Origin of the sequence: Neoroseomonas soli, assembly GCF_018129065.1 — a bacterium.
GTDB classification, from domain to species: Bacteria; Pseudomonadota; Alphaproteobacteria; order Acetobacterales; family Acetobacteraceae; genus Neoroseomonas; species Neoroseomonas soli.
Window position 1 is genome coordinate 39,932 of record NZ_JAAEDM010000005.1, and the last position, 18,776, is coordinate 58,707.

General features: G+C 70.5%; 12 protein-coding genes. 4 read left to right on the forward strand and 8 right to left on the reverse strand.

All coding sequences use genetic code 11. The annotated features are described in order from the left end of the window. Window positions 1-83 precede the first annotated feature (83 nt). Window positions 84-3,869, forward strand: a complete 3,786-nt coding sequence (locus GXW76_RS03105; protein ID WP_211860526.1) for a calcium-binding protein — start codon at window positions 84-86, stop codon at window positions 3,867-3,869. Window positions 3,870-3,881: 12 nt separating this feature from the next. On the opposite strand, the gene GXW76_RS03110 is transcribed toward GXW76_RS03105, so the two are convergent. The 4 genes from GXW76_RS03110 to GXW76_RS03125 are packed head-to-tail and all read right to left on the reverse strand — an operon-like array spanning window position 3,882 to window position 9,715. Beyond that, window positions 3,882-4,973, reverse strand: a complete 1,092-nt coding sequence (locus GXW76_RS03110; RefSeq protein ID WP_211860527.1) for a glycosyltransferase — start codon at window positions 4,971-4,973, stop codon at window positions 3,882-3,884. Next, complete coding sequence (locus GXW76_RS03115; protein WP_211860528.1) at window positions 4,970-7,057, reverse strand: NAD-dependent epimerase/dehydratase family protein; 2,088 nt, start codon at window positions 7,055-7,057, stop codon at window positions 4,970-4,972. The genes GXW76_RS03110 and GXW76_RS03115 overlap by 4 nt, the downstream gene beginning before the upstream one ends. Continuing rightward, the gene (locus tag GXW76_RS03120) at window positions 7,054-8,214 is read right to left on the reverse strand and encodes a glycosyltransferase family 4 protein (RefSeq protein ID WP_211860529.1); all 1,161 of its coding nucleotides are present in this window, start codon (window positions 8,212-8,214) and stop codon (window positions 7,054-7,056) included. Before GXW76_RS03120 ends, GXW76_RS03115 begins: the two co-directional genes overlap by 4 nt. A gap of 58 nt (window positions 8,215-8,272) precedes the next feature. After that, on the reverse strand, window positions 8,273-9,715 hold the full coding sequence (locus tag GXW76_RS03125; protein ID WP_211860530.1) for an oligosaccharide flippase family protein: 1,443 nt from the start codon (window positions 9,713-9,715) through the stop codon (window positions 8,273-8,275). 432 nt (window positions 9,716-10,147) lie between these two features. On the opposite strand from GXW76_RS03125, the gene GXW76_RS03130 reads away from it, so the two are divergent. Genes GXW76_RS03130 through GXW76_RS03140 form a run of 3 tightly spaced genes read left to right on the forward strand, consistent with a single transcriptional unit; the run spans window position 10,148 to window position 13,135 of the window. Further along, on the forward strand, window positions 10,148-11,053 hold the full coding sequence (locus GXW76_RS03130; protein ID WP_211860531.1) for a glycosyltransferase family 2 protein: 906 nt from the start codon (window positions 10,148-10,150) through the stop codon (window positions 11,051-11,053). After that, entirely contained in the window at window positions 11,050-12,081 is a 1,032-nt protein-coding gene (locus tag GXW76_RS03135) for a glycosyltransferase family 2 protein (RefSeq protein WP_211860532.1), read from the forward strand. Before GXW76_RS03130 ends, GXW76_RS03135 begins: the two co-directional genes overlap by 4 nt. 43 nt (window positions 12,082-12,124) lie before the next feature. Continuing rightward, the gene (locus GXW76_RS03140) at window positions 12,125-13,135 is read left to right on the forward strand and encodes a glycosyltransferase (protein ID WP_211860533.1); all 1,011 of its coding nucleotides are present in this window, start codon (window positions 12,125-12,127) and stop codon (window positions 13,133-13,135) included. 24 nt (window positions 13,136-13,159) lie between these two features. Here GXW76_RS03140 and GXW76_RS03145 read toward each other — a convergent pair whose 3' ends face one another. From GXW76_RS03145 to GXW76_RS03160, 4 genes are all read right to left on the reverse strand, one after another. Then, window positions 13,160-14,095: a hypothetical protein gene (locus GXW76_RS03145; protein ID WP_211860534.1), complete on the reverse strand. Its 936-nt coding sequence runs from the start codon at window positions 14,093-14,095 to the stop codon at window positions 13,160-13,162. Between the two features lie 83 nt (window positions 14,096-14,178). Next, window positions 14,179-16,110, reverse strand: a complete 1,932-nt coding sequence (gene asnB / locus GXW76_RS03150; RefSeq protein WP_211860535.1) for an asparagine synthase (glutamine-hydrolyzing) — start codon at window positions 16,108-16,110, stop codon at window positions 14,179-14,181. A 336-nt stretch (window positions 16,111-16,446) separates the two neighbouring features. Further along, the gene (locus tag GXW76_RS03155) at window positions 16,447-17,433 is read right to left on the reverse strand and encodes an NAD-dependent epimerase/dehydratase family protein (protein WP_246513876.1); all 987 of its coding nucleotides are present in this window, start codon (window positions 17,431-17,433) and stop codon (window positions 16,447-16,449) included. 8 nt (window positions 17,434-17,441) lie between these two features. Next, window positions 17,442-18,767: a glycosyltransferase gene (locus GXW76_RS03160; protein WP_246513877.1), complete on the reverse strand. Its 1,326-nt coding sequence runs from the start codon at window positions 18,765-18,767 to the stop codon at window positions 17,442-17,444. Window positions 18,768-18,776: the final 9 nt, after the last annotated feature.

Consider the following 18,776-nt stretch of genomic DNA (forward strand, 5'->3'; position numbering starts at 1 on the left):
GACGGCGAGGGGGTGCCGGGCAGGGTCCGCCGGCTTCCGGGCCGTCGTGACCGGGCAACCCTTCATCGGATTCCCCTGGAGAGATGACCGGCCGAGTTCTGGCCGGCGGCATGGAGGCGGGACTGAGCGGCACCAGCGGAACCCCGATCGTCACTTTCAGCCTGCAGAACACCGCGGGCACGGCGTCAGCCAGGCAATACGTCCAGTTCAACCAGCAATTCGCCATGGGCGCCTTGCCCACCGATACGGAACTGACAGCGGTTGTCGGCGGCGTCACGGTCGCCGTGCAGATGGACGTGCAGACGCGCTACGCGGACGGCTCGGTACAGTCGGCGCTGCTGACCTTGGCGGAACCGAGCATCGCGGCCGGAGGGTCGCTCGCGGGAACACTGCTGGCGGCGCAGTTGCCGGCCACCACGCCGGTCGCGACGAATGCCGCGCTCGCCGGTGGCTATGACCTCGTCGTGAATCTCGACATCGCTTCCAACGGCGTGTTCCGGATCGATGCGGCCAAGGCGCTCGCCGGCGCGATCGCCAACAACACGGTCGACGTGGTGCGCCAGGGGCCGCTTGCCACGGAGGTGAACTTCGACGTCGACGTCACGCGCGCCCTGCATCTGTCGTTCAACGTCGTCACCTATGCCGATGGCAGCACCGCGACGAAGGTGTGGTTCCGCAACGATATCGCGATGCAGGATATCGGCGGCGATATCCAATACAACAGCATCAGCATCGTCGAGGGCGGCCAGACGAAGTTCAGCCGCGGCGCCCTGACGCAGTACCAGTATCAGACCTGGACGCAGGACATCTATGACGGGGCGAGCGCCACGCCCACTTTGCACGTGCGCCACGACATCGACTACCTCGAGCGCATCGGGGCGATCCTCCCCTATGACCTGACGGCGCAGACCGATGCGGTCGGCGGCGTGCCGAGCGGCTGGACGAATGTCCTCGGCGTGAACGGCGTCACCCAGTTCATGCCGATGACGGGCGGCAGGGCGGATATCGGGCCCACCACCACCGTCAATGCCAACTGGCTGATCACGCAGGATCCGGCGGCGGCGAAGTACGCCCTGATGCAGGCGCAGGCGGCCGGGAGCATCCCGTGGCATTACTACGACGCCGCGAATGGCCACTACCTGTCGCTCGACGACTATCCGTCGATGTGGATCGACAACCGCGGCATCGTGAAGCCGACGCAGCTGGCCGGCGACGCGGGCGGCTGGACGACGGACCGCGAGCACGCGCCCGACATGTCCTTCGTCGCCTATCTGCTGACGGGCGACCAGTACCACCTGGACATGCTGAACGCGCAGGCCTCCTGGGTGCTGGCATCGACCTGGGACTACCCGCGCCAGCTTGGCGACGGCATCGTGGTCAACTGGGACCAGAACGTCCGGGCGCAAGCCTGGTCGCTGCGCGTCGTCACCGAGGCGGCCTACGCGAACCCGGACGGCTCCTACGAAAAGGAATATTTCAGCCGGATCGCCGACAACAACTGGAAGAGCCTCCTCGGGCAGATCCCCAATCTGACGGCGCAGCAGGGCGAGGTCCACGGGATCATCCCCGGCTACTTCGGGACGCCGGACATTGCGCCCGCGGCGCAGGACTATTTCGCGTCCACCTCGGCGATCGCGGCGCTGCAGGGTAACGAGTACGCCCGCGAGGTGCTCAAGTGGCAGGCCAACTTCCTGAGCGGCCGCTTCCTCTCGCCGGACATCGATCCGCACAACGGCTACAACTACATCCTCAATGCGATGGATTCGCAGCGCAACTGGCACGGCACATGGTCGGAGGTCGCGGACGCGACGCGCGCGGCCGGAAACTACAGCACGACCAATGGGCTGCACGGCTTCTTCGCGGAGCTGGCGGCCATGAGCAACGCGGCCATCATCTCGGTCTTCTCGGGCGGTGACGATCCGACCGACCACCGGGTCGCCGCGGACGCGATGCGCGCCTATGGCTGGCTGCTGTGGGACAACAATCCCGACCTGCGTTCGGACCTTCAGTACCAGCTCGCGCCGCGGATGGCCGATGGCTCGCAGATCGGCGTCACGGAGATGCGCGTCGTCACGCCGTCCTCTCTCAACGCGACCTTCACCTTCACTGGCGCGAATGTCTTCGGCTACGACCATGGCGTGGGGTCGGCGAAGCTGATCGGCACCAACGGCGCCGACGTGCTGGTCGACGCAAGCGCGAGGGGCGGCGACCGCCTCGAAGGCAGAGGCGGCGACGACTACCTGATCGGGGGCAGCGGCACCAACGTCTTCGTGCCCGGCGCCGGCAACGACTACGTCCTGATCCGCGGCGGCGCGGCCCAGATCGTCGTGGATGCTAGCCTGACCGGCCGGCTGGAGATCGAGGGCTTCCGCCCCGGCACCGACATCATCCAGGTCTCGGGAAGCTTCAGCCTCTCGACGATGCTCGCTTCCGCGACGGCCGACGGATATGGCGGCGTGCTGCTGCGCGCCTCCGATGCGATGACCATTCGCATCAACAACCTTCAGCCGGGCCAGGTCGGCCAAGGCATGTTCGACGTGTCCGGCGCGGGGCCGATCAGCCCGCTCTTCGTGGTCGGTACCGCGGCCGCGGAACACCTGGTGGGAAGCAGCCTCGCCGACACGATCAACGGCGGCGGCGGCGCGGACACGATGGTGGGCGCTGCGGGGAACGACCTCTACTACGTCGCTACGCCATCCGGCATCATCGTGGAGGTGCCCGGGGGTGGCGTGGACCGGGTCCTTTCTTCGGTGTCCTATGGCCTGCCGGCCTTCACCGAGAACCTGACGCTGACCGGCACCGCGCATATTTCGGGGAGCGGCAATGGCGCGGCGAACCGGATCGACGGCAATGCGGGCAACAACCGCCTGTCGGGCTTCGGCGGAGCCGACTTCCTTGCCGGGGGCGGCGGGAACGACATCCTGGTCGGCGGCGCGGGCGCGGACACCATGGACGGCGGTGCCGGCGACGACCTCTTCGTGGTCGACAGTGCGCTCGACCGGGTTGTCGAGGCGGCAGGCGGCGGCAACGACCGCATCCAGTCGGCCGTCACCTACAGCCTGCCGGCCAATGTCGAGGCGCTGATCCTGACCGGCGCCGCCGCAATCAACGGGACCGGGAACGGCAGCGCGAACAGCCTCTTCGGCAATGCCGGGGCCAATGTGCTGTCGGGCCTGGCCGGGGATGACCTGCTCGCCGGCGGTGCCGGGAACGACACGCTGTTCGGCGGGATCGGCGCGGATGTCCTGAATGGCGCGGTGGGTGCGGACTCGATGGTCGGCGGCGCCGGGAACGACATCTATGACGTGGACAATGCCGGCGATCGCGTGGTCGAGGCGGCCAATGAGGGCAACGACGTCGTCCGCGCGTCCGTGTCCTTCGTGCTGCCCGTCGGCGTGGAGCGCCTGCTGCTGACGGGCAATGGCGCCATCGACGGCACCGGCAACGCGCAGGCGAATATACTGTTCGGGAACGCGGCCGCGAACCACCTTGCCGGGGCGGGCGGCAACGATGTTCTCGTCGGCGGCCTTGGTGCCGACACGCTGACGGGCGGCGCCGGGACGGACTTCTTCCGCTATGCCGCGCCTTCTCAGGGCGGGGACAGGATCACGGACTTCGATCCGAGCCAGGACTTCATCCAGATCATGCGCGGCGGCTTCTCGCAGGATCTGGCGGCCGGCCCGCTCGATCCGTCGCAGTTCGTGTCGGGCACGGCGGCCGTCGGGTCAGGGGCGCAGTTCATCTACGATGGCAGCGCCGGCGTCCTGCGCTGGGACGCCGACGGGGCCGGGGGGCAGGCATCCGTCGTGATCGCCACGCTGACGGGCGCGCCGGCACTCAGCGCGGCGGATATCTCGATCCTGGGCTGAGCGCGGGACCGTTCAGTCGAGGCCGGCAAAGAGGCGGCGCCAGGCCTCGACCATGCGGTCCAGCGAATAGTGCTCTTCGGCGCGGCAACGGTTGGCCGCGCCGAGGCGCCGGCGCAGATCTGCGTCTGCCACCAGCGTCGCCAGGGCGGCGGCGAGATCCTCGTCGCTGCGCGGGACGATCTGCGGGCGGTTGGCTTCGCTGAGCATCGCGCGCACGTCGCCGATATCGGTCGCGGCGACGGGCAGGCCGGTCGCCATCGCTTCGAGCAGCGATAGGGGCATCTGCTCGGTATCCGAGGAGAGCGCGAAGAGGTCGAAGCCGCGATAGTGCGATGCGGGATCGGCGGCATGTCCGGTAAAGAGGATCCGGTCGGTCAGGCCTCGCGTCGCAGCCAGTGCCTCGACTTCCCGCCGTTCCGGCCCGTCGCCGACGATGACGAGCCGTGCCGGAAGCGACGCCGGAAGAAGCGCGAAGGCGCGGACCAGGCGGCCGATGTTCTTTTCCGGGCGCAGCGCCGCAACGGTGCCGATCACCGGCGGGTCGCCACACGGCGCACTGGCCGTCCGGGCCGGGAAACGCGCCAGGTCCACGCCATTGGGCACCAGGCGCAGTCGCGCCTCCGGCAGGCGCCAGGCCTCGCGCGCGATCCGCCAGAGCACATGCGACGGCAACACCACCGTGGCCGAACGCAGCAGGAGCCTGCGCGCCAGGACGCGCCGCGGGATCTGTTGCGCGCTCTCCTCCGGTCCGAAGCCGTCCTCGGCATGAAGGTGGCGCAGGCCCAGGCCCCTGCGCGCGATGGCCCATTCGATCGTGCCCCAGTTGCTGGTCACCAGCAGGTCGGGCCGCATTCCGCGGAGCAGGGCACGGAAGCTGCGCAGGTTGCGCCAGCTGTCGCCCTTCACGATCGACACCTCGGGGAAGGCGATGTCGAGGCGAGGGTCGAGCAGCGCCCTGGCTTCCAGCCGGCCGTCCATCGCCACCACCGCATGGCGGAAGGCGGGGCCGAGCCGATTGGCGACGGTGGCGAAGCGGACCTGCGGCCCGCCGATGGCGAAGGTCGAGAAGACGTGCAGCAGCAGGGGCGGGCTGGCTCGGGTCACGGAACGTGCACGTCGATCGCGCGCGCGGCGAAGACCGCCGCGTCGGCCACCGGCGTCCAGCCGAGGTCGCGCTCGGCATCGCTGCAGTCGAAGGTCGCGCGGAGACCGCGGGAGAGGATGTCCCGCCGCGAGGGCACCGGCACGCGCCGCCCGCCGAGGCGCTTGACCAGCCACTTGGCGGTTTCCTCCGCCAGCAGCATGCCGGGGAATTTCGGATGAAAGCGCAGTGGACGCCCGAGCGCCGAGCCGAGCTGCGCGATGTAGTCGCGCGCGCTCGGCCGCACCCCTCCGACAAGGTTGTAGCAGCGCCCCTCGATCCCTGGCGCGCGCAGTGAGGACAGGATGGCCTCCGCAATGTCCTCGACCAGGACGAAGGGCAGCGGGTTGAGGCCGCGGTTCCAGCCGATGCAGTGCTGTTCATTGTTGAAGAAGCCGAGGCCGCCGTGGAACGGGGAGGTGCCCGCGCCGACCACCAGCCCGGGCCGCAGGATGCAGACGGGCAGGCCTTCCGCGCCATGCAGGCCGAGCAGCATGACGTCGCATTCCGCCTTGGCCCGGGCGTAGTCGCTTCGCCGGGCGGCCTCCCTGTCGGGCGGCGTCGCGCCGGTGACGACGCCCGCATCCGGCCCGAGGTAGAGCGCCGCGATGGACCCGACATGGATCAGGCGCCGCGCGCCTTGCCCGAGGCAGGCGCGGGCGACGGCTTCCGCCCCCCCGACCATGGCCGCGCGGATCGCGGCGTAGTCCGCGCCGCCGCCGCCATGCGCGAGGTTGACCACCTGGCCGGCGCCTTCGATGGCATGGGCCACCTCCGCCGCATTGGCGATGTCGCCGCGGGCGAGCCGGAGCCGCGGGCCGGAGAACACCGGCGGCAATCCGCGGACCGATCGCGCCATGACCGTGACGCGGAGCCCTTCCTGCAGCAGCCGGGCCACGGTTGCCCGCCCGATGAAGCCCGTGCCGCCGAGCACCGCGACGTCGGGCCGCCCTTCCAGGGTCGCGGGGGCGGGCAGGGAGGGAGGCTCCTCGCATGGAAGGCTCGCGGCGATCCGCTCGCAGGTCCCGACCAACTGCGTCCCGAAGGTTGCATCGGCCTCGAAGGTGGTGCCTGGGCCGGCATGGAAGGCGGCGATGCTGTCGCGCATGCTGCGGAAGAAGGCATCGCTGCGCCCGGCGAGGCCCAGCAGGGAGAGCCCGTAGCGCCCCGCATTGGCGAGGCTCGCCGCGAACATGCCGCCGCCACCGAGAGCCGCCGACGCGACCCCGTCGATCGCATCGGCCCAGCGCGTGCGACCGTGGGCGTAGAAGCGATTGGCGAGGATGTCGGCGACCGCGACGCCGTCGTCGCAGATCACGCTGACCTGCCAGACGGGATAGGTCTCGCCGACCGCGAAGCGGAGCTGGGCGTCCAGCCGCTCGCCGCCGAGGGCGACGGTGAAGGCCGGATGAAACCTGCGGCCCTGCCACAGGTCGCGCGACGGGCCGGGGATTGCGGTGACTTGCCTGAACGGTCCGGCCAGGGCCTGGATCTGCGACAGCGGGTGGACCGCCTGTTCGAGGAGGATGTTCACCGGCGCCTCGAACATCCAATGCCCGAACTGGCCGGCGGAGAGCTGGCGCAGCGGCACGCTGTACACGCAATCGACGAAGCGTGGCGGGCCGTGGCGCCCCGCCGCGAGGCTGCGCCGCAATGCCGCGAAGGCGGGGTGGAAGAGGAAGTTCTGGTTCACGCCGAGCCGCGCGCCGGTGGTGCGGGCGGCCTCCGCGAGCCTGGCGCAGTCGGCCGCAGAGGTGGCCATCGGTTTCTCGACGAGGACGTCCTTGCCGGCCTCCAGCAGGGGCAGTGCGAGGCCGGCATGCGTCTCGGGCGGCGTCAGCACGTGCGCGGCATCGAAGCCGCGTGCTGCCAGCGCGGCCTCGGCCGAGGCGAAGGCAGCGGCGCCGGGCGTCCGGCCGGCGAGTTCCTCCGCGGCGCCGGGGCGCGGATCGACCACCGCGACGACGGAGACGTCGCGCATGCCTGACAACGCCTCCGCATGGACACGGGCGATGCCGCCCGCGCCGATCAGGCAGATGCGCCTCATGCAGTCTGTTCCGCGGTGGCGGGCAGGCGGGCGCGGGCGGCTTCCGCCAGGGCGACGACGCGCCGCGCGTTGCCGGCCCAGGTGAGGTCGCGGCGCAGAACTTCCTGCCGGGCGGCCTCGCCAAGTCGTGCCCGCAGCCCGGCGTCCGCGGCCAGGCGCTGCACGCCTTCCCAAAGCGCACCTTCCCGTCCGGGATCGAAGAGCAGCGCCGTGCGCCCGTCCTCCAGCACCTCGCGGATGTTCGGCTGGTCGGGCGCGAGGATCGGGCGACCTGCCGCCATGTATTCGAAGACCTTCAGTGGCGAGGCATAGGGAACCGAAGCCGGCTGCAATGCGATGTCGAAGCGCGCGACCAGGGCGGGCACCTCCTCCCGCGCGGCGAGGCCGGTGAAGCTCACGCGGTCGGCGATGCCGAGTTCCGCCGCCAGGCGCTCGAGGTCGGGGCGCGCAGGCCCGTCGCCGACCACCAGCAGGGAGAGCCGTTGCGAGCCCTGCCACGCGGCAAGCCCGCGCAGCACGCCGTCCAGCCCGTGCCAGGCGCGCACGAAGCCGACGAAGCCAAGTACCAGCGTGTCATCCTCTCCGCGTGCCGGCAGGGCGGCGAAGTCTGCGAGGTCGATGCCGTTCGGGATCACGACGATGCGTTCCGCCGGCACGCCGGCCGCGGCAATGCGTCCGGCGAGGACGGCGGTGACGGGCAGCACGACGTCCGCGCTGCGCCACACATGGGTTTCCGCCGCCGCGGCGAGGCGGCGCAGCCGGAGGCCGCCGAAGCGCCCGCGCTCCTCGGCCAGCGGCGAGTTGACCTCGAGGATCAGCGGGATGCCAAGGCGCCGCCCCGTGCAGGCGCCCGCGAAGTGGAACAGGTTGGCGCGCTCATAGATGACGTCCGGCGCGAATTCGCGCGCGGCGCGGCGCAGGCGCAGGCAGGCGGGCAGGGCGTAGGCGATCTCGGCGACTTCACCGGCCCAGGCCGGCAGCCACCGGCGGAGGCGTGCCAGCAGCCGGCTCTCGCCGCCGAGCGCCGCGCGGTCATAGGCCGCCGGGCCGACCACGCGCACCTCGTGCCCGGCCTCGCGCAGCGCCGCGACCAGGGCGTCGAGGTGCACGCCCTGGCCGTCCCGCGACTGGATCCGATGGCTGTAGAGGATGCGCATGGGATCTAGAGCGCCTCGCGACAGCCGGCGCGGCGCGAACAGGGCAGCGCGGTGGGGGTCAGGCCCATCGCGTGAGCCTCCTCCTCAGCCCGAGCAGCTCCGCCAGCAGGGGATGGCCGCTGACATGCAGGCCCACCAGCCAGCCGCAGGCTGCAAGGGCGATGGCAATGGCCATGGCCGGCATGGAGATGTCGAGATGGAAGCCGCCGAGCGCGACGACCAGAGACGGCCCCGCGGCGGTGCAGAGGGCGATGACGGCGCCCGGACACACCGCCCGGGCGATCTCTCCCCAGCCGATCGTCAGATGCCGGCGGATGAAGGAGAGGGCGACGAGCACCTGAAGCGGGGCCGTCACCCAGGTCGTTGCCGCCACGGCCTCGATGCTGTGGAAGGAGGCGAGGAGGATGAGCAACAGGCTGGGCGGGATGGTGATCAGGCTGAGCGTGAGCGTGTCGCGGATCCGCCCGAGCGTCACCAGCGTCGGATAGGTCAGGAAGGCGGGGAAGAGCCACAGCATGCCGACCGCCATGATGCGGACCAGGTGCGGCACGGTACTCCATTGCGGCCCGAGCAGCAGGTGGACCACCGGGTCGGCCAGCAGCGCGAGGCAGAGCAGGGCCGGCCATTGCACGGCGGTCATGTGCCGGATCCCCAGCAGGAACGCCTCCTTGAGTGATCCGCCGCCGCGGGCGTGCTCGGCCAGGGCGGGCAGCACCACCGGATGGACGGCGCTCACGACCAGCTTGTCCGGCAACTGGCAGACCATCTGGGCGCGGCCGAACAGCCCGACCGGCGCTGCGCCGAGGATGCGGCCGATCATGAGCTGCGGCAGGGCGTCGTGGATGACGTTGACGACAGCGGTTGCCGTCGACCAGCCGCCGAATGCGAGCACCGCCCGCCAGCCGGCGAGGCCCGGCACGAAAGCCCAGGGCATCGGCCGTGCGAGATTGGCCGCGGCGCCGCGCGTCAGCCCGCTCGCCAGCGCCGCCCATGCCATGGCCATGTAGCCATGCCCGAGCGTGGCCAGGCTGACGAGCACGACCAGGTGCACCGCTGCGCCTGCCAGCGAGATCGCCGCGAGCACGTCGAAGGCCATGTCCCGCCGCAGCATCGCCGTCGCCGCGGTCGAGAGCGGGTTGGTCAGGAAGGTCCCGGCCAGCACCAGCAGCACATGCGCTAGGCCTGGCTCGCCGTAGAAGCGCGCGATGGGCCCTGCGGCGGCAGCCAGCGCCGCCGCGCAGGCGAGCGAGATCAGCAGCGATACCGTATAGGCCGCCCGCACGACGTCGCGGCGCGCTTCCTCCACCTGCACGAGGTAGGTTCCCGCCCCGAAGTCGCGCATGACGTCGATCAGCATGACGATGGAGGCGCCGACGGCGAACACGCCGAAGTCCGCCGGTGTCAGCAGGCGCGCGGCGATGACCGTGCCGACCAGCCCGAAGGCGTAGACGCCGTAGCGGTCCAGGACGGAGAAGAGGAGGGAGCGCCGCAATCCGGTCACGACAGGCTCCCCGGCAATGGGCGACTGCGCATGCGCCGATCTTGCCACTCGCGCGCGTGGGTTGCCAAAGACAAGGACGCCTGATCGCGCATCCGGATTGCTGCGGTGAGGAAGTTCGTCACCGTCGCCACGCGCGTGAGTTGTGAGCCGCGAGGCAACACGACGCAACAATCCTGCGGGCTGTCCGCCCGCTATCGCATTTCGTGTGCCCCATCGGATCCATCGCTTCCTGCTCGAATGCCAAGTTGTCAGTTCGCGATAACTGTACGCGATGACGATATCGTTTCTGAATCGTGCGTCATGATATCTTTCAGTATCATTGTCGTGTGGCGAGAGCGCAAAATATTTCGTAGAAGGTTTCTGCGCCGCCGATCTCGGTCGCATCGACCCCGAAGCGAGCGACGCGCGACACAACGGCGGAGAGCGACCCTGATGCAGAGGCGGAGTATCTCGGTCGTCATCCCAGCATATCGGGCTGCCGGGACGATCGCGTCTGCCCTCCGCAGCGTGTTCATCCAGAGCATCCGGCCGGACGAGGTGATCGTCGTCGATGACGGCTCTCCCGACGCCCTCGCCGATGTCGTTGCGCGCGACTTTCCCGAGGTGCGCCTGCTTCGGCAGGCGAATGCCGGCCCGGCGGCGGCACGCAATCGCGGCGCGGCAGCGGCCAAGGGCGAATGGCTCGCCTTTCTCGACGCGGACGACGCCTGGCTGCCCGGAAAGCTCGAGCGGCAGTTGGAGATGGCCGCAGCACCCGATGTCGGCGTCATTGCCGGCGGCGTCCTCGGGCGCGAGACCAAGGCGTTCGACCCCGCGCCGGGCTTCGATGCCCTGTGGGAGCGGAACAGCGTGGCGACCTCGTCCGCCCTTGTCCGCCGCGCTGCCTACCAGACGGCCGGCGGGATGGAGGCGCGCTTCCGGCACTGCGAGGACTACCACCTGTGGCTGCGGCTCGCGCACGCCGGATGGCGGGTCGTGATCTGCGCCGAACCCATGGTCGTCTACACGCCAGCGGCAACCAGCCTGACCCATCAGCTCGACGCCTTCGCCGAAGCCGAGCGCATGTGCGTCGAGGACATCGCTGCGCGGTTCCGCATTCCTTCCGGGCAACTGCGCCGACGCATCGCGGAGAGCTATCGCCAACATGCGCGCGGCGCCCTGCACGTGCGGCAGATGCGGTCCGCGCGCGCCTTCCTCCGTCGCTCCCTGCGCTATCGCGTCACGGCCCGGCAGGTCGTGGACCTCATGGCGGCGAGCGCGCCGCGCACGCTGCTCGACCTCCGCCGCTGGTTGCGCGGTGGCGACACCCCGGTGGGCAGCCCGGAGGCTGGCCGGTGATCCGCGTCGACGTCTTCATCCCTTGCTACAATTACGGGCGCTATCTGCGGCAATGCGTGGACAGCGTGCTGTCGCAGGAAGGATGCGAGGTGCGCGTCCTCATCATCGACGATGCATCGAAGGACGACAGCCTCGCCATCGCGCGGGGCATCGCCGCGGAGGATGATCGCGTCTCGGTCCTGCCCCACCCGGTCAACCGCGGGCATATCGCGACCTACAATGAGGGCATCGATTGGGTCACGGCGCCCTACATGCTGCTCCTCTCCGCCGACGACCTTGCCGCACCGGGGGCCTTCGCGCGCGCCACCCGGCTCATGGAGGTCCATCCGGGCGTCGCCTTCGTCCATGGCCGGTCGCTCCGCTTCACGGAGGAGGCGGAGCTGGCCGGATTGGCGAGCGATCCCGGCAGTGGCGAGGCGCGCCTCGTGGCGGGCCGCGACTTCCTCGATGCGACCTGCCGCGGGGGCATCTGCCCGCTGGAGACGGCGACCGCGATCGTGCGCACGACCGCGCAACGGCGCGTCGGAGGCTACGATCCCGCCTTGCCGCATACCGGCGATCTCGAGATGTGGCTCCGGCTCGGTGCGGTCGGCAATGTCGGCGTGATCGATGCCTGGCAGGCCTGCACGCGCATGCACGCCACCAACATGCGGCACGCCTATGCGGCGGACCGCATGATCGCCGATTTCCGGCACCGCCTGCGCGCCTTCGAATCCTTCGGCCGCAAATGCGCGCCGCAACTCGCCACGGCGCCGCAACTCGCCGGGCGCGGCCGCGCGGCCCTGTCCGAGGAAGTGCTCTGGGCGGCCGCCCGTGCCTTCGAGGCGGACGAAGGCGTGGATGCGGTGCGGCTCATGCATCTGGCGCGTGAACTGAGACCTGGCGTGGTCACCTCGGCCCTGTGGTGGAAGGTGGCGGCGCGGCTGATGGTCCGGCCACGTCATTGGCAGGGTTTCGCGCGGCTGCGTGGGCGGCTCGTGCGAGCCGGCGATGCAAGTCGGTCCGGGCAAGGTCGCGCGGGACCTTGACGGATCTGACCGGTCCCCTCGGGGACCATTGGGAGCAGTGCGGATGACCACGCCGACGCTCAGCATCGTCATCTGCACCGCCAATCGGGCGGATGCTCTCGCAGCCGCGCTGGCGAGCATCGCGCGTGCGCGGATGCCGGGTGTCGGCACCGAACTCCTGGTCGTCGACAACGGATCGACGGACCATACCCGCGCCGTTGTCGAGGCCGCGCAGGCCACGATGCCGCTTCCGCTCCGTTACCTGCATGAGCCCAGGCGAGGCCTCGGCAACGCGCGGAACTGCGGGCTCTTCGCGGCGCGCGGCGAGATCATCGCGCATACCGACGACGATTGCCTCGTCGCCGAGGATTGGATCGAGCGGATCCTGGGAAATCTGGCCGCGGCGCCGGAGATCGATTTCCTGAGCGGTCGCGCCGACCTGCATGATCCCGCGGATCTGCCGGTATCCATCATGACGTCGGACCAGCCTGCGGTGATGGGGCCGCGCGACATGCCCTACCATGTCGTCATCGGCTGCAACATGGCCTTCCGGCGCCGCGTGGCGGAGCGCATCGGCGGCTGGGACCCGCGTTTCGGCGCCGGCGCGCCACTTCGCGCCGCGGAGGAGATCGACTTCGCCTACCGCGCCTCCCGCGCGGGCTTTCGCGTGGTCTATCGGCCCGATGTCGTCGTGCGCCACCACCATGGGCGGCGCGGGGTCGAGCAGGTGCTGAACCTTCGCCAGGGATACGCCTATGCCGGCGGGGCGCTGCTCATGAAGCACATGCTGGCCGGCGATGGCCTGGCCGCGCGCTACTTCGCCTGGAGCATCATCCATATGCTCGGCCGCGTGCCGGCACGCACGGAAGAGGACGCCCTGCCGGGCGGCGGCCGCCTGAGGCTGCGGCCCTTCCTGGGCGGTGCCTGGCGCTTCCTGTGGCAGGGGCGGCGATTGCCCGGCCCGCCGCCTCCGTCCTCGATCGCCGGTGCCGGGGCACAGGCCGGCCCAGCCTTCACCGGTCCGGCAAGTGACGCGAAGTGGCCGCTGGCCGGCCGCACGCACGAGACGTCGTAGGAAGGCCGGGCGCGGGCGTTCCGCTCAGAGCTGCGCGATGGCCTGCAAGGTGGCGGCCCGATAGGCGCCGTGCCGGTAGCGGTGCGTCCCCACGAAGTGCAGGAACCGCATGTCGCTTCCCCAGGGCTCGCCCCAGTAGTTCGCGTAGCGCGTGTAGGGCAGCACGACAGGGGCCGGGTCGTTGGCGATCACGTAGTTGGACGTCACCTGCTCGCTGCCCCATTCGGACCAGCGTTCCGACCCGAGCCGGGCCTCCGCCGCCGTGCACAGGACTTCCGCCTCGCGCCGTCCCGTGCCCATGCGGGCAAATCCGGCGAAGGCCGCGCAGCCGCGGACATAGGCGCGATCGGTGGGCAGGGGCAGTTCGGCCATCAGAGCTTCGATCGTCGCCTGGATGTGCCGGTGGCCGTTGCGGTTGGGCCGAAGATGTCCGAGCCCGTGCGGGTAGAAGGTCGGGGCAATCGTGCTCAGCGGCAGGGCGCCCGCGTCCGCCTCGGCGATCCCGCCGGCCAGCGTGAAGCTGCGGTTGGCGGCGATCGCCTCGGCCACCTCGGGCACCGGGCCGATGGTGACCGTGTCGGAATCGAGCTGGATGACGTAGTCGTCGGCGCGCAGGTCGAGGATCGCCAGCAGGCGTTCCCAGCATCCGCCTCTCGGGCATGGACCGGTGTCGATCTCGGCGATGGGGCTGATCCGGGGGTCGCCCAGGTGACGCGCCAGCACCTCCTTGTCTGCCCTGGTCAGCGTGCCGTCGTCGAGGATCACCACGCGCCCGCGACGGAGCTGGTGCCATAGCGACTTCACGGCCACCAGGTAGGGCCGGATCACCGCGGTGCCGATCATCGACAGCAGGACGACACCGTCGTCGGCCGGCGTGATCGGTGCCGTGCGGGCGACGGCGGAGGCCGCGCTGTTGTACGCGAACCTGGCGGCGTGATTGCGGATGCGATCCCAGCCCATCGAAGCGCGCCTCGGTGCTGATGCTTCAGGTCGGTGTCGGACGGAAGGTGTTGTCGGCGACGGGGAGTGTCGGGCCGGCCCGGCTACATGACGCCCTCCTCCACGCGTGGCCGGCTGGGCTCATGCCCGGCGCCGGCGCCGGCGAGCCAGCCCTCCATCACCAGCAACTGCCAGATCGCCTGCGTGTGGTTCATGGCGCCCGAGGCATGCTCGTCGATCACCCGGCGCAGGGCATCGCGCTCGAACAAGCCGGACTCCAGCATCGCCGGTCCCAGCAGCCTGTGCCGGATCGTCAGCGCGTCCCGGCGGAACTGCCCCGAGATGTCATCCGCGAAGCCCCGCTTGCCGCGCGTGAGCAGCGCAGGCGGCAGCAGCGAGGCGGCGGCCTCGCGCAGCACCCGCTTGCCCGTCGTGCCCCGCAGCTTGGCGCGTGGCGGAAGGGCGATCCCCCACGCCACCAGGTCCGGATCGAGCAGAGGGGGCCGCACCTCCAACGACACGGCCATGCTGGTCCGGTCCACCTTGGCGAGGATGTCGCCAGGCAGATAGGTGTGAAGATCCACGTACTGGGCCTGCAGCAGCGGGTCGGCCGGATCGCATTCCGCCATCAGCGAGGCGAAGCGGTCCGACGGATCGTGCCCTTCCACCGCGACACGCGTGGACCGTGCCAGAAGCCCGCGCCGGCGCTCCTGGGCGATGCGGCAAACCGTCCCGAAATATCCGATCGCGCTGTCGAGGCTGATCTCCGTCAGTGTCGTCTTGGCGCGGAGCCAGGGCGGCGCGCGGTCCAGCTTCGGATAGGCGCGCGCCAGGGCGCCGATCGCGTGGCGCCGCACTGTGGCCGGAAGCATGCGGCGCGCAGCCTCGGCGAGGAGATGCCAGCGATAGCGCCTGTAGCCCGCGAAAACCTCATCCCCTCCGTCGCCGGACAACGCGACGGTGACGTGCCGCCGCGCCAGGGAGCAAACGGCCAGCGTGGGTACGGCCGAATGGTCGCCGAATGGCTCGCCGAAGATGCGCGCCACGTCGCGGGCGGCTTCGATGTAGTCGGCCTTCCCGTCCTGGGCGGTGTGGTGCGTCCGATAGCGTTGCGCCACCAGCGCGGCATCCGGCCGTTCATCCGCGCCGCCGGGAAAGCCGATGGTGAAGGTCGCGAGCGGCGCATCCTGCGCCTGGGCCGCGAGCGCCGTGACGACGCCTGAATCGATGCCGCCCGAGAGAAAGGTGCCGAGCGGCACGTCCGACATCAGCCTGGCACGCACCGCAGCATCCAGCCGGTCGCGAAGTTCCTCGGCCGGTCGCGCGCAGCCTGGCAGGGAGACGGTCGGCGGCGCCCAGTAGCGCCGCGGTGCCGTCCGCGCCTGGCCGGCGTCCTCGATGGACAGGCGCAGGACATGCGCCGGCGGCAGGCGGCGTATGTCGGCATAGATGGTGGCCGGGTCCGGCACGTAGCCGAGCGCCAGGTAATCATCGACGGCCACCGGGTCGAGCCGCCGCGGCAGGCCGGGCAGGGCGAGCAGCCCGCCGATCTCGGAGGCGAAGGCGAAGGTGCCGTCCGGCAACCATGCGTAGTGGAGGGGCTTCTCACCGAGCGGGTCGCGCGCCAGCAGGAGGGTCGCCCGGCCGCGGTCCCAGAGCGCGAAGGCGAACATGCCGTTCAACCGCGCCGGCAGGCCATCGCCCCATTCCCGCCAGCCATGCAGCAGCGCCTCGGTGTCCGACCGCGTCCGGAAACGATGCCCGAGCGCCTCCAACTCGCGCCGAAGCGCGCCGTGGTTGTAGATCTCGCCGTTGAACACCACGACGACCGAACCGTCCTCGGTCGCCATCGGCTGCGCGCCGCCGGCCAGATCCACGATGGCGAGCCGCCGATGGCCGAGCGCCAGGCGTGGTTCGGCATGGAAGCCTTCGCCGTCCGGTCCACGATGGCGAAGGGCATCGGTCATCGCCCGGATCCATCCGGGATCGAACAGGGTCGGCTGGGAAGGCCGGAAAAGGCCTGCAATTCCGCACATCGCTAGAATCCCGTCTTGAGATGGGGCGTGCCCGGATAAAAGTGGCAAAAAACGAAACCGAAACAACCTATGCTTGTCGAATCGACTTGCAGTTGACGCTCGGGGACTGCTAGCGAAGGGAAGTAGGGAGAGCCTTTTCCCGAATCGGATGAGTGACGCCCGTCTCGAAAGGTGCGCCGCGTGTCATTGATGGAAAAGACCGAAGGTCGACCGGTTGTGATGGTCACGGGCATGGTCTCCCATGCCGCGGAGACGAAGCCCTGGCCCTGGCCCCGTGCCGCTCTCCTGATCCTCCTCGCGTCCCTTGGGCTCTGGGGCATCCTGGCACTCCTCGTCTCATCCGTGATCGGATGACGCCGGAACGGCGTCCGCGGGGTTGACGTTCGGCGGCGGTCTTGGCGGGCTGCCAGACCTGAGCCAGTTCACCACTTCCCTGAGGCCATCGCCGAGGCTTCGAGGCGATGGAAGGTCCAATGTCCGGCGCGCCCCGATCGGGGAGCCGAGCGAATGGCGAATTTCGCCGGCGCGCGGCAGGAGGTGCCGGGTGGCCGGCGAGACCCCGAAGATCTCCCCCAGCGTTTCCGCCAGGTGCAGGACGTTGGTCGCCTGCCCCGTGCAGACATTGAGGACGTGCGCGTCGGTACTGGCGGCGTCCATGGCGGCCAGCAGCGCCATCTGGACATCGGTTACGAAGACGAAGTCGCGGGTCTGGCGCCCGTCCCCGTAGATGTCGAGGGGCAATCCCCGCAGCATCCGGTCGCAGAAAACCGAGATGACGCCCGAGTAGGGCGATTTCGGATCCTGCCGCGGCCCGTAGACGTTGAAGAAGCGCAGGCCGAGGGTGGGGATCCCATGCACCACGCCGGCGACCCGCGCGTGCAACTCGCACCCCAGCTTGTCCGCGCCATAGGCGGACAGAGGCCGCGTGACGGCACTCTCCACGAGTGGCAGGTCGGCATTGCTGCCATAGACCGCCGCGGAGGAAGCATAGACCACGGGCAGGCCCCCGATGCGGGCAGCCTCGTCGAACACGGCAATGGTCGCGGACAGGTTGACCCTGTGCGTCTCGCACCATTCGCGCACGCCGCGCTCCACCGAGGCGATCGCGGCCAGGTGGAAGCACCCGGCCACGCCTTCCATGGCCTCGCGCAGCAGGGCGCGATCACCGACGTCGCCTTCCAGCAACTCCACGCCCGGCGCGAGGTTCTCGCGGTGACCGGTCGAAAGGTCGTCAACGACGCGGACGCGATCCCCGCGGGCGACCAGCGCGTCGACCAGATGCGAGCCGATGAAGCCGCATCCGCCGGTGACCAGGTAGGACATGCCTCGCCTCATGTGACACCGCCTCCCGACCGTGCGGCGAGGACGCGACGGAAGAGGGCGAGTTGCCCCGCGGTCGTCTCCTCCCAGCCGAAGCGCTCGGCGTGGGCGCGCGTCGCATCGCGTGCCGGCGGTGCCGCCAGGACCGCCGCAACGGCCTGCGCGATGGCATCCGCCGACACATCGTCGAGCACGATGCCGGCCTCCGGCGCGCAGATGGCCTCGCGGCTGCCCCAGGCCGGTCCTGCGACCACGGGCGTGCCGCAGGCCATGGATTCCAGCATCACGTTCGCCCAGCCCTCGCGCGTGGAGGCGAGCACCAGCGCATCCGCGGCGCCGTAAAGCGCCGGCAATTCCCCATGCGGGCGGGCGCCGAGCAGGCGGACGCGGTCTGCAACGCCGAGCCGCGCGGCCAGTGCCGCCAACGCCTCCCGGTCCGGACCCTCGCCGGCGATGAGGAGGGTGCAGCCAGGCAGGCGGGGCAGGGCGGAAATGGTGTGGTGATGGCCCTTGCGCTCGATCAGCAGGCCGACCGAGAGAAGCATCGGCCCCTCGATCCCCAGCGCGGCGCGCGCTCGCGCGCGGTCCAGGGGCGGCCGGAACACCGAGAGATCCACGCCGTTCCGCAGCACGGAGACCTTTTCCGGCGGCGCGCCGAGCGCGACCAGCCCGTCCCGCAGCCCGCTGCTGACGGCGATCAGCGCATCCGCCTCGTCGAGCGCCTGGAGGATCAGGCGACGCGGCAGGGCAAACTGCGGCAGCAGGCTGGTGTCAGAGCCGCGCGCGGTGATCACGACGGGCTTGCCGAGCCTTCGCCCGAGCCACGCCGCCACGACGCCGTCCGGGTAGAGATAATGCGCGTCGATGGCATCGAACGCGAAGCCCTGTGCCGTCAGCCGGCGGAGTGCTGCCTCCGCGGCCCGCTGCAGCATCCAGGGCGCGGTCCACATGCCGATCCGTGGCGGCGCGAAGAACCGGGGATGCAGCACGTGCAGGCCGTGGCGTGTCTCCTCGCGCGGGGCCCGGGCGTAGCGCGCCCAGGTGCCGAAGCGCTCCGAGCGGAGGGGAAACCAGGGCACCGGCGCGATCACGGTGCTGCTGGCCTCGCCGCTGGCGACCAGGTGGCGGAGGCGGTTCTCGACGAAGACGCCATGCGCCGGCTGCGCCGCGTTGGGATAGAGCGTGCTGAAGGTCAGCAGCCGCATGGATCGCCCCGCAGCAGGCGGTGCGGCCGGTCCGGTGCCGCTGTCCTGCACCCCTCGGCGGCGTTCGGCGACAGCGGCCGCCGGGCTGCCGGAGGAAACCGGACGCAGCGGGGCATCGATGCCGAAGGGCATGGCGCGCCG

Coding starts and splice junctions, on each gene's coding strand:
- GXW76_RS03105 (WP_211860526.1), top strand. CDS start 84: ATGACCGGCCGAGTTCTGGCCGGCGGCATGGAGGCGGGACTGAGCGGC.
- GXW76_RS03115 (WP_211860528.1), bottom strand. CDS start 7,057: ATGAGGCGCATCTGCCTGATCGGCGCGGGCGGCATCGCCCGTGTCCAT.
- GXW76_RS03120 (WP_211860529.1), bottom strand. CDS start 8,214: ATGCGCATCCTCTACAGCCATCGGATCCAGTCGCGGGACGGCCAGGGC.
- GXW76_RS03130 (WP_211860531.1), top strand. CDS start 10,148: ATGCAGAGGCGGAGTATCTCGGTCGTCATCCCAGCATATCGGGCTGCC.
- GXW76_RS03140 (WP_211860533.1), top strand. CDS start 12,125: ATGACCACGCCGACGCTCAGCATCGTCATCTGCACCGCCAATCGGGCG.
- GXW76_RS03145 (WP_211860534.1), bottom strand. CDS start 14,095: ATGGGCTGGGATCGCATCCGCAATCACGCCGCCAGGTTCGCGTACAAC.
- asnB (WP_211860535.1), bottom strand. CDS start 16,110: ATGTGCGGAATTGCAGGCCTTTTCCGGCCTTCCCAGCCGACCCTGTTC.
- GXW76_RS03155 (WP_246513876.1), bottom strand. CDS start 17,433: ATGTCCTACCTGGTCACCGGCGGATGCGGCTTCATCGGCTCGCATCTG.
- GXW76_RS03160 (WP_246513877.1), bottom strand. CDS start 18,767: ATGCCCTTCGGCATCGATGCCCCGCTGCGTCCGGTTTCCTCCGGCAGC.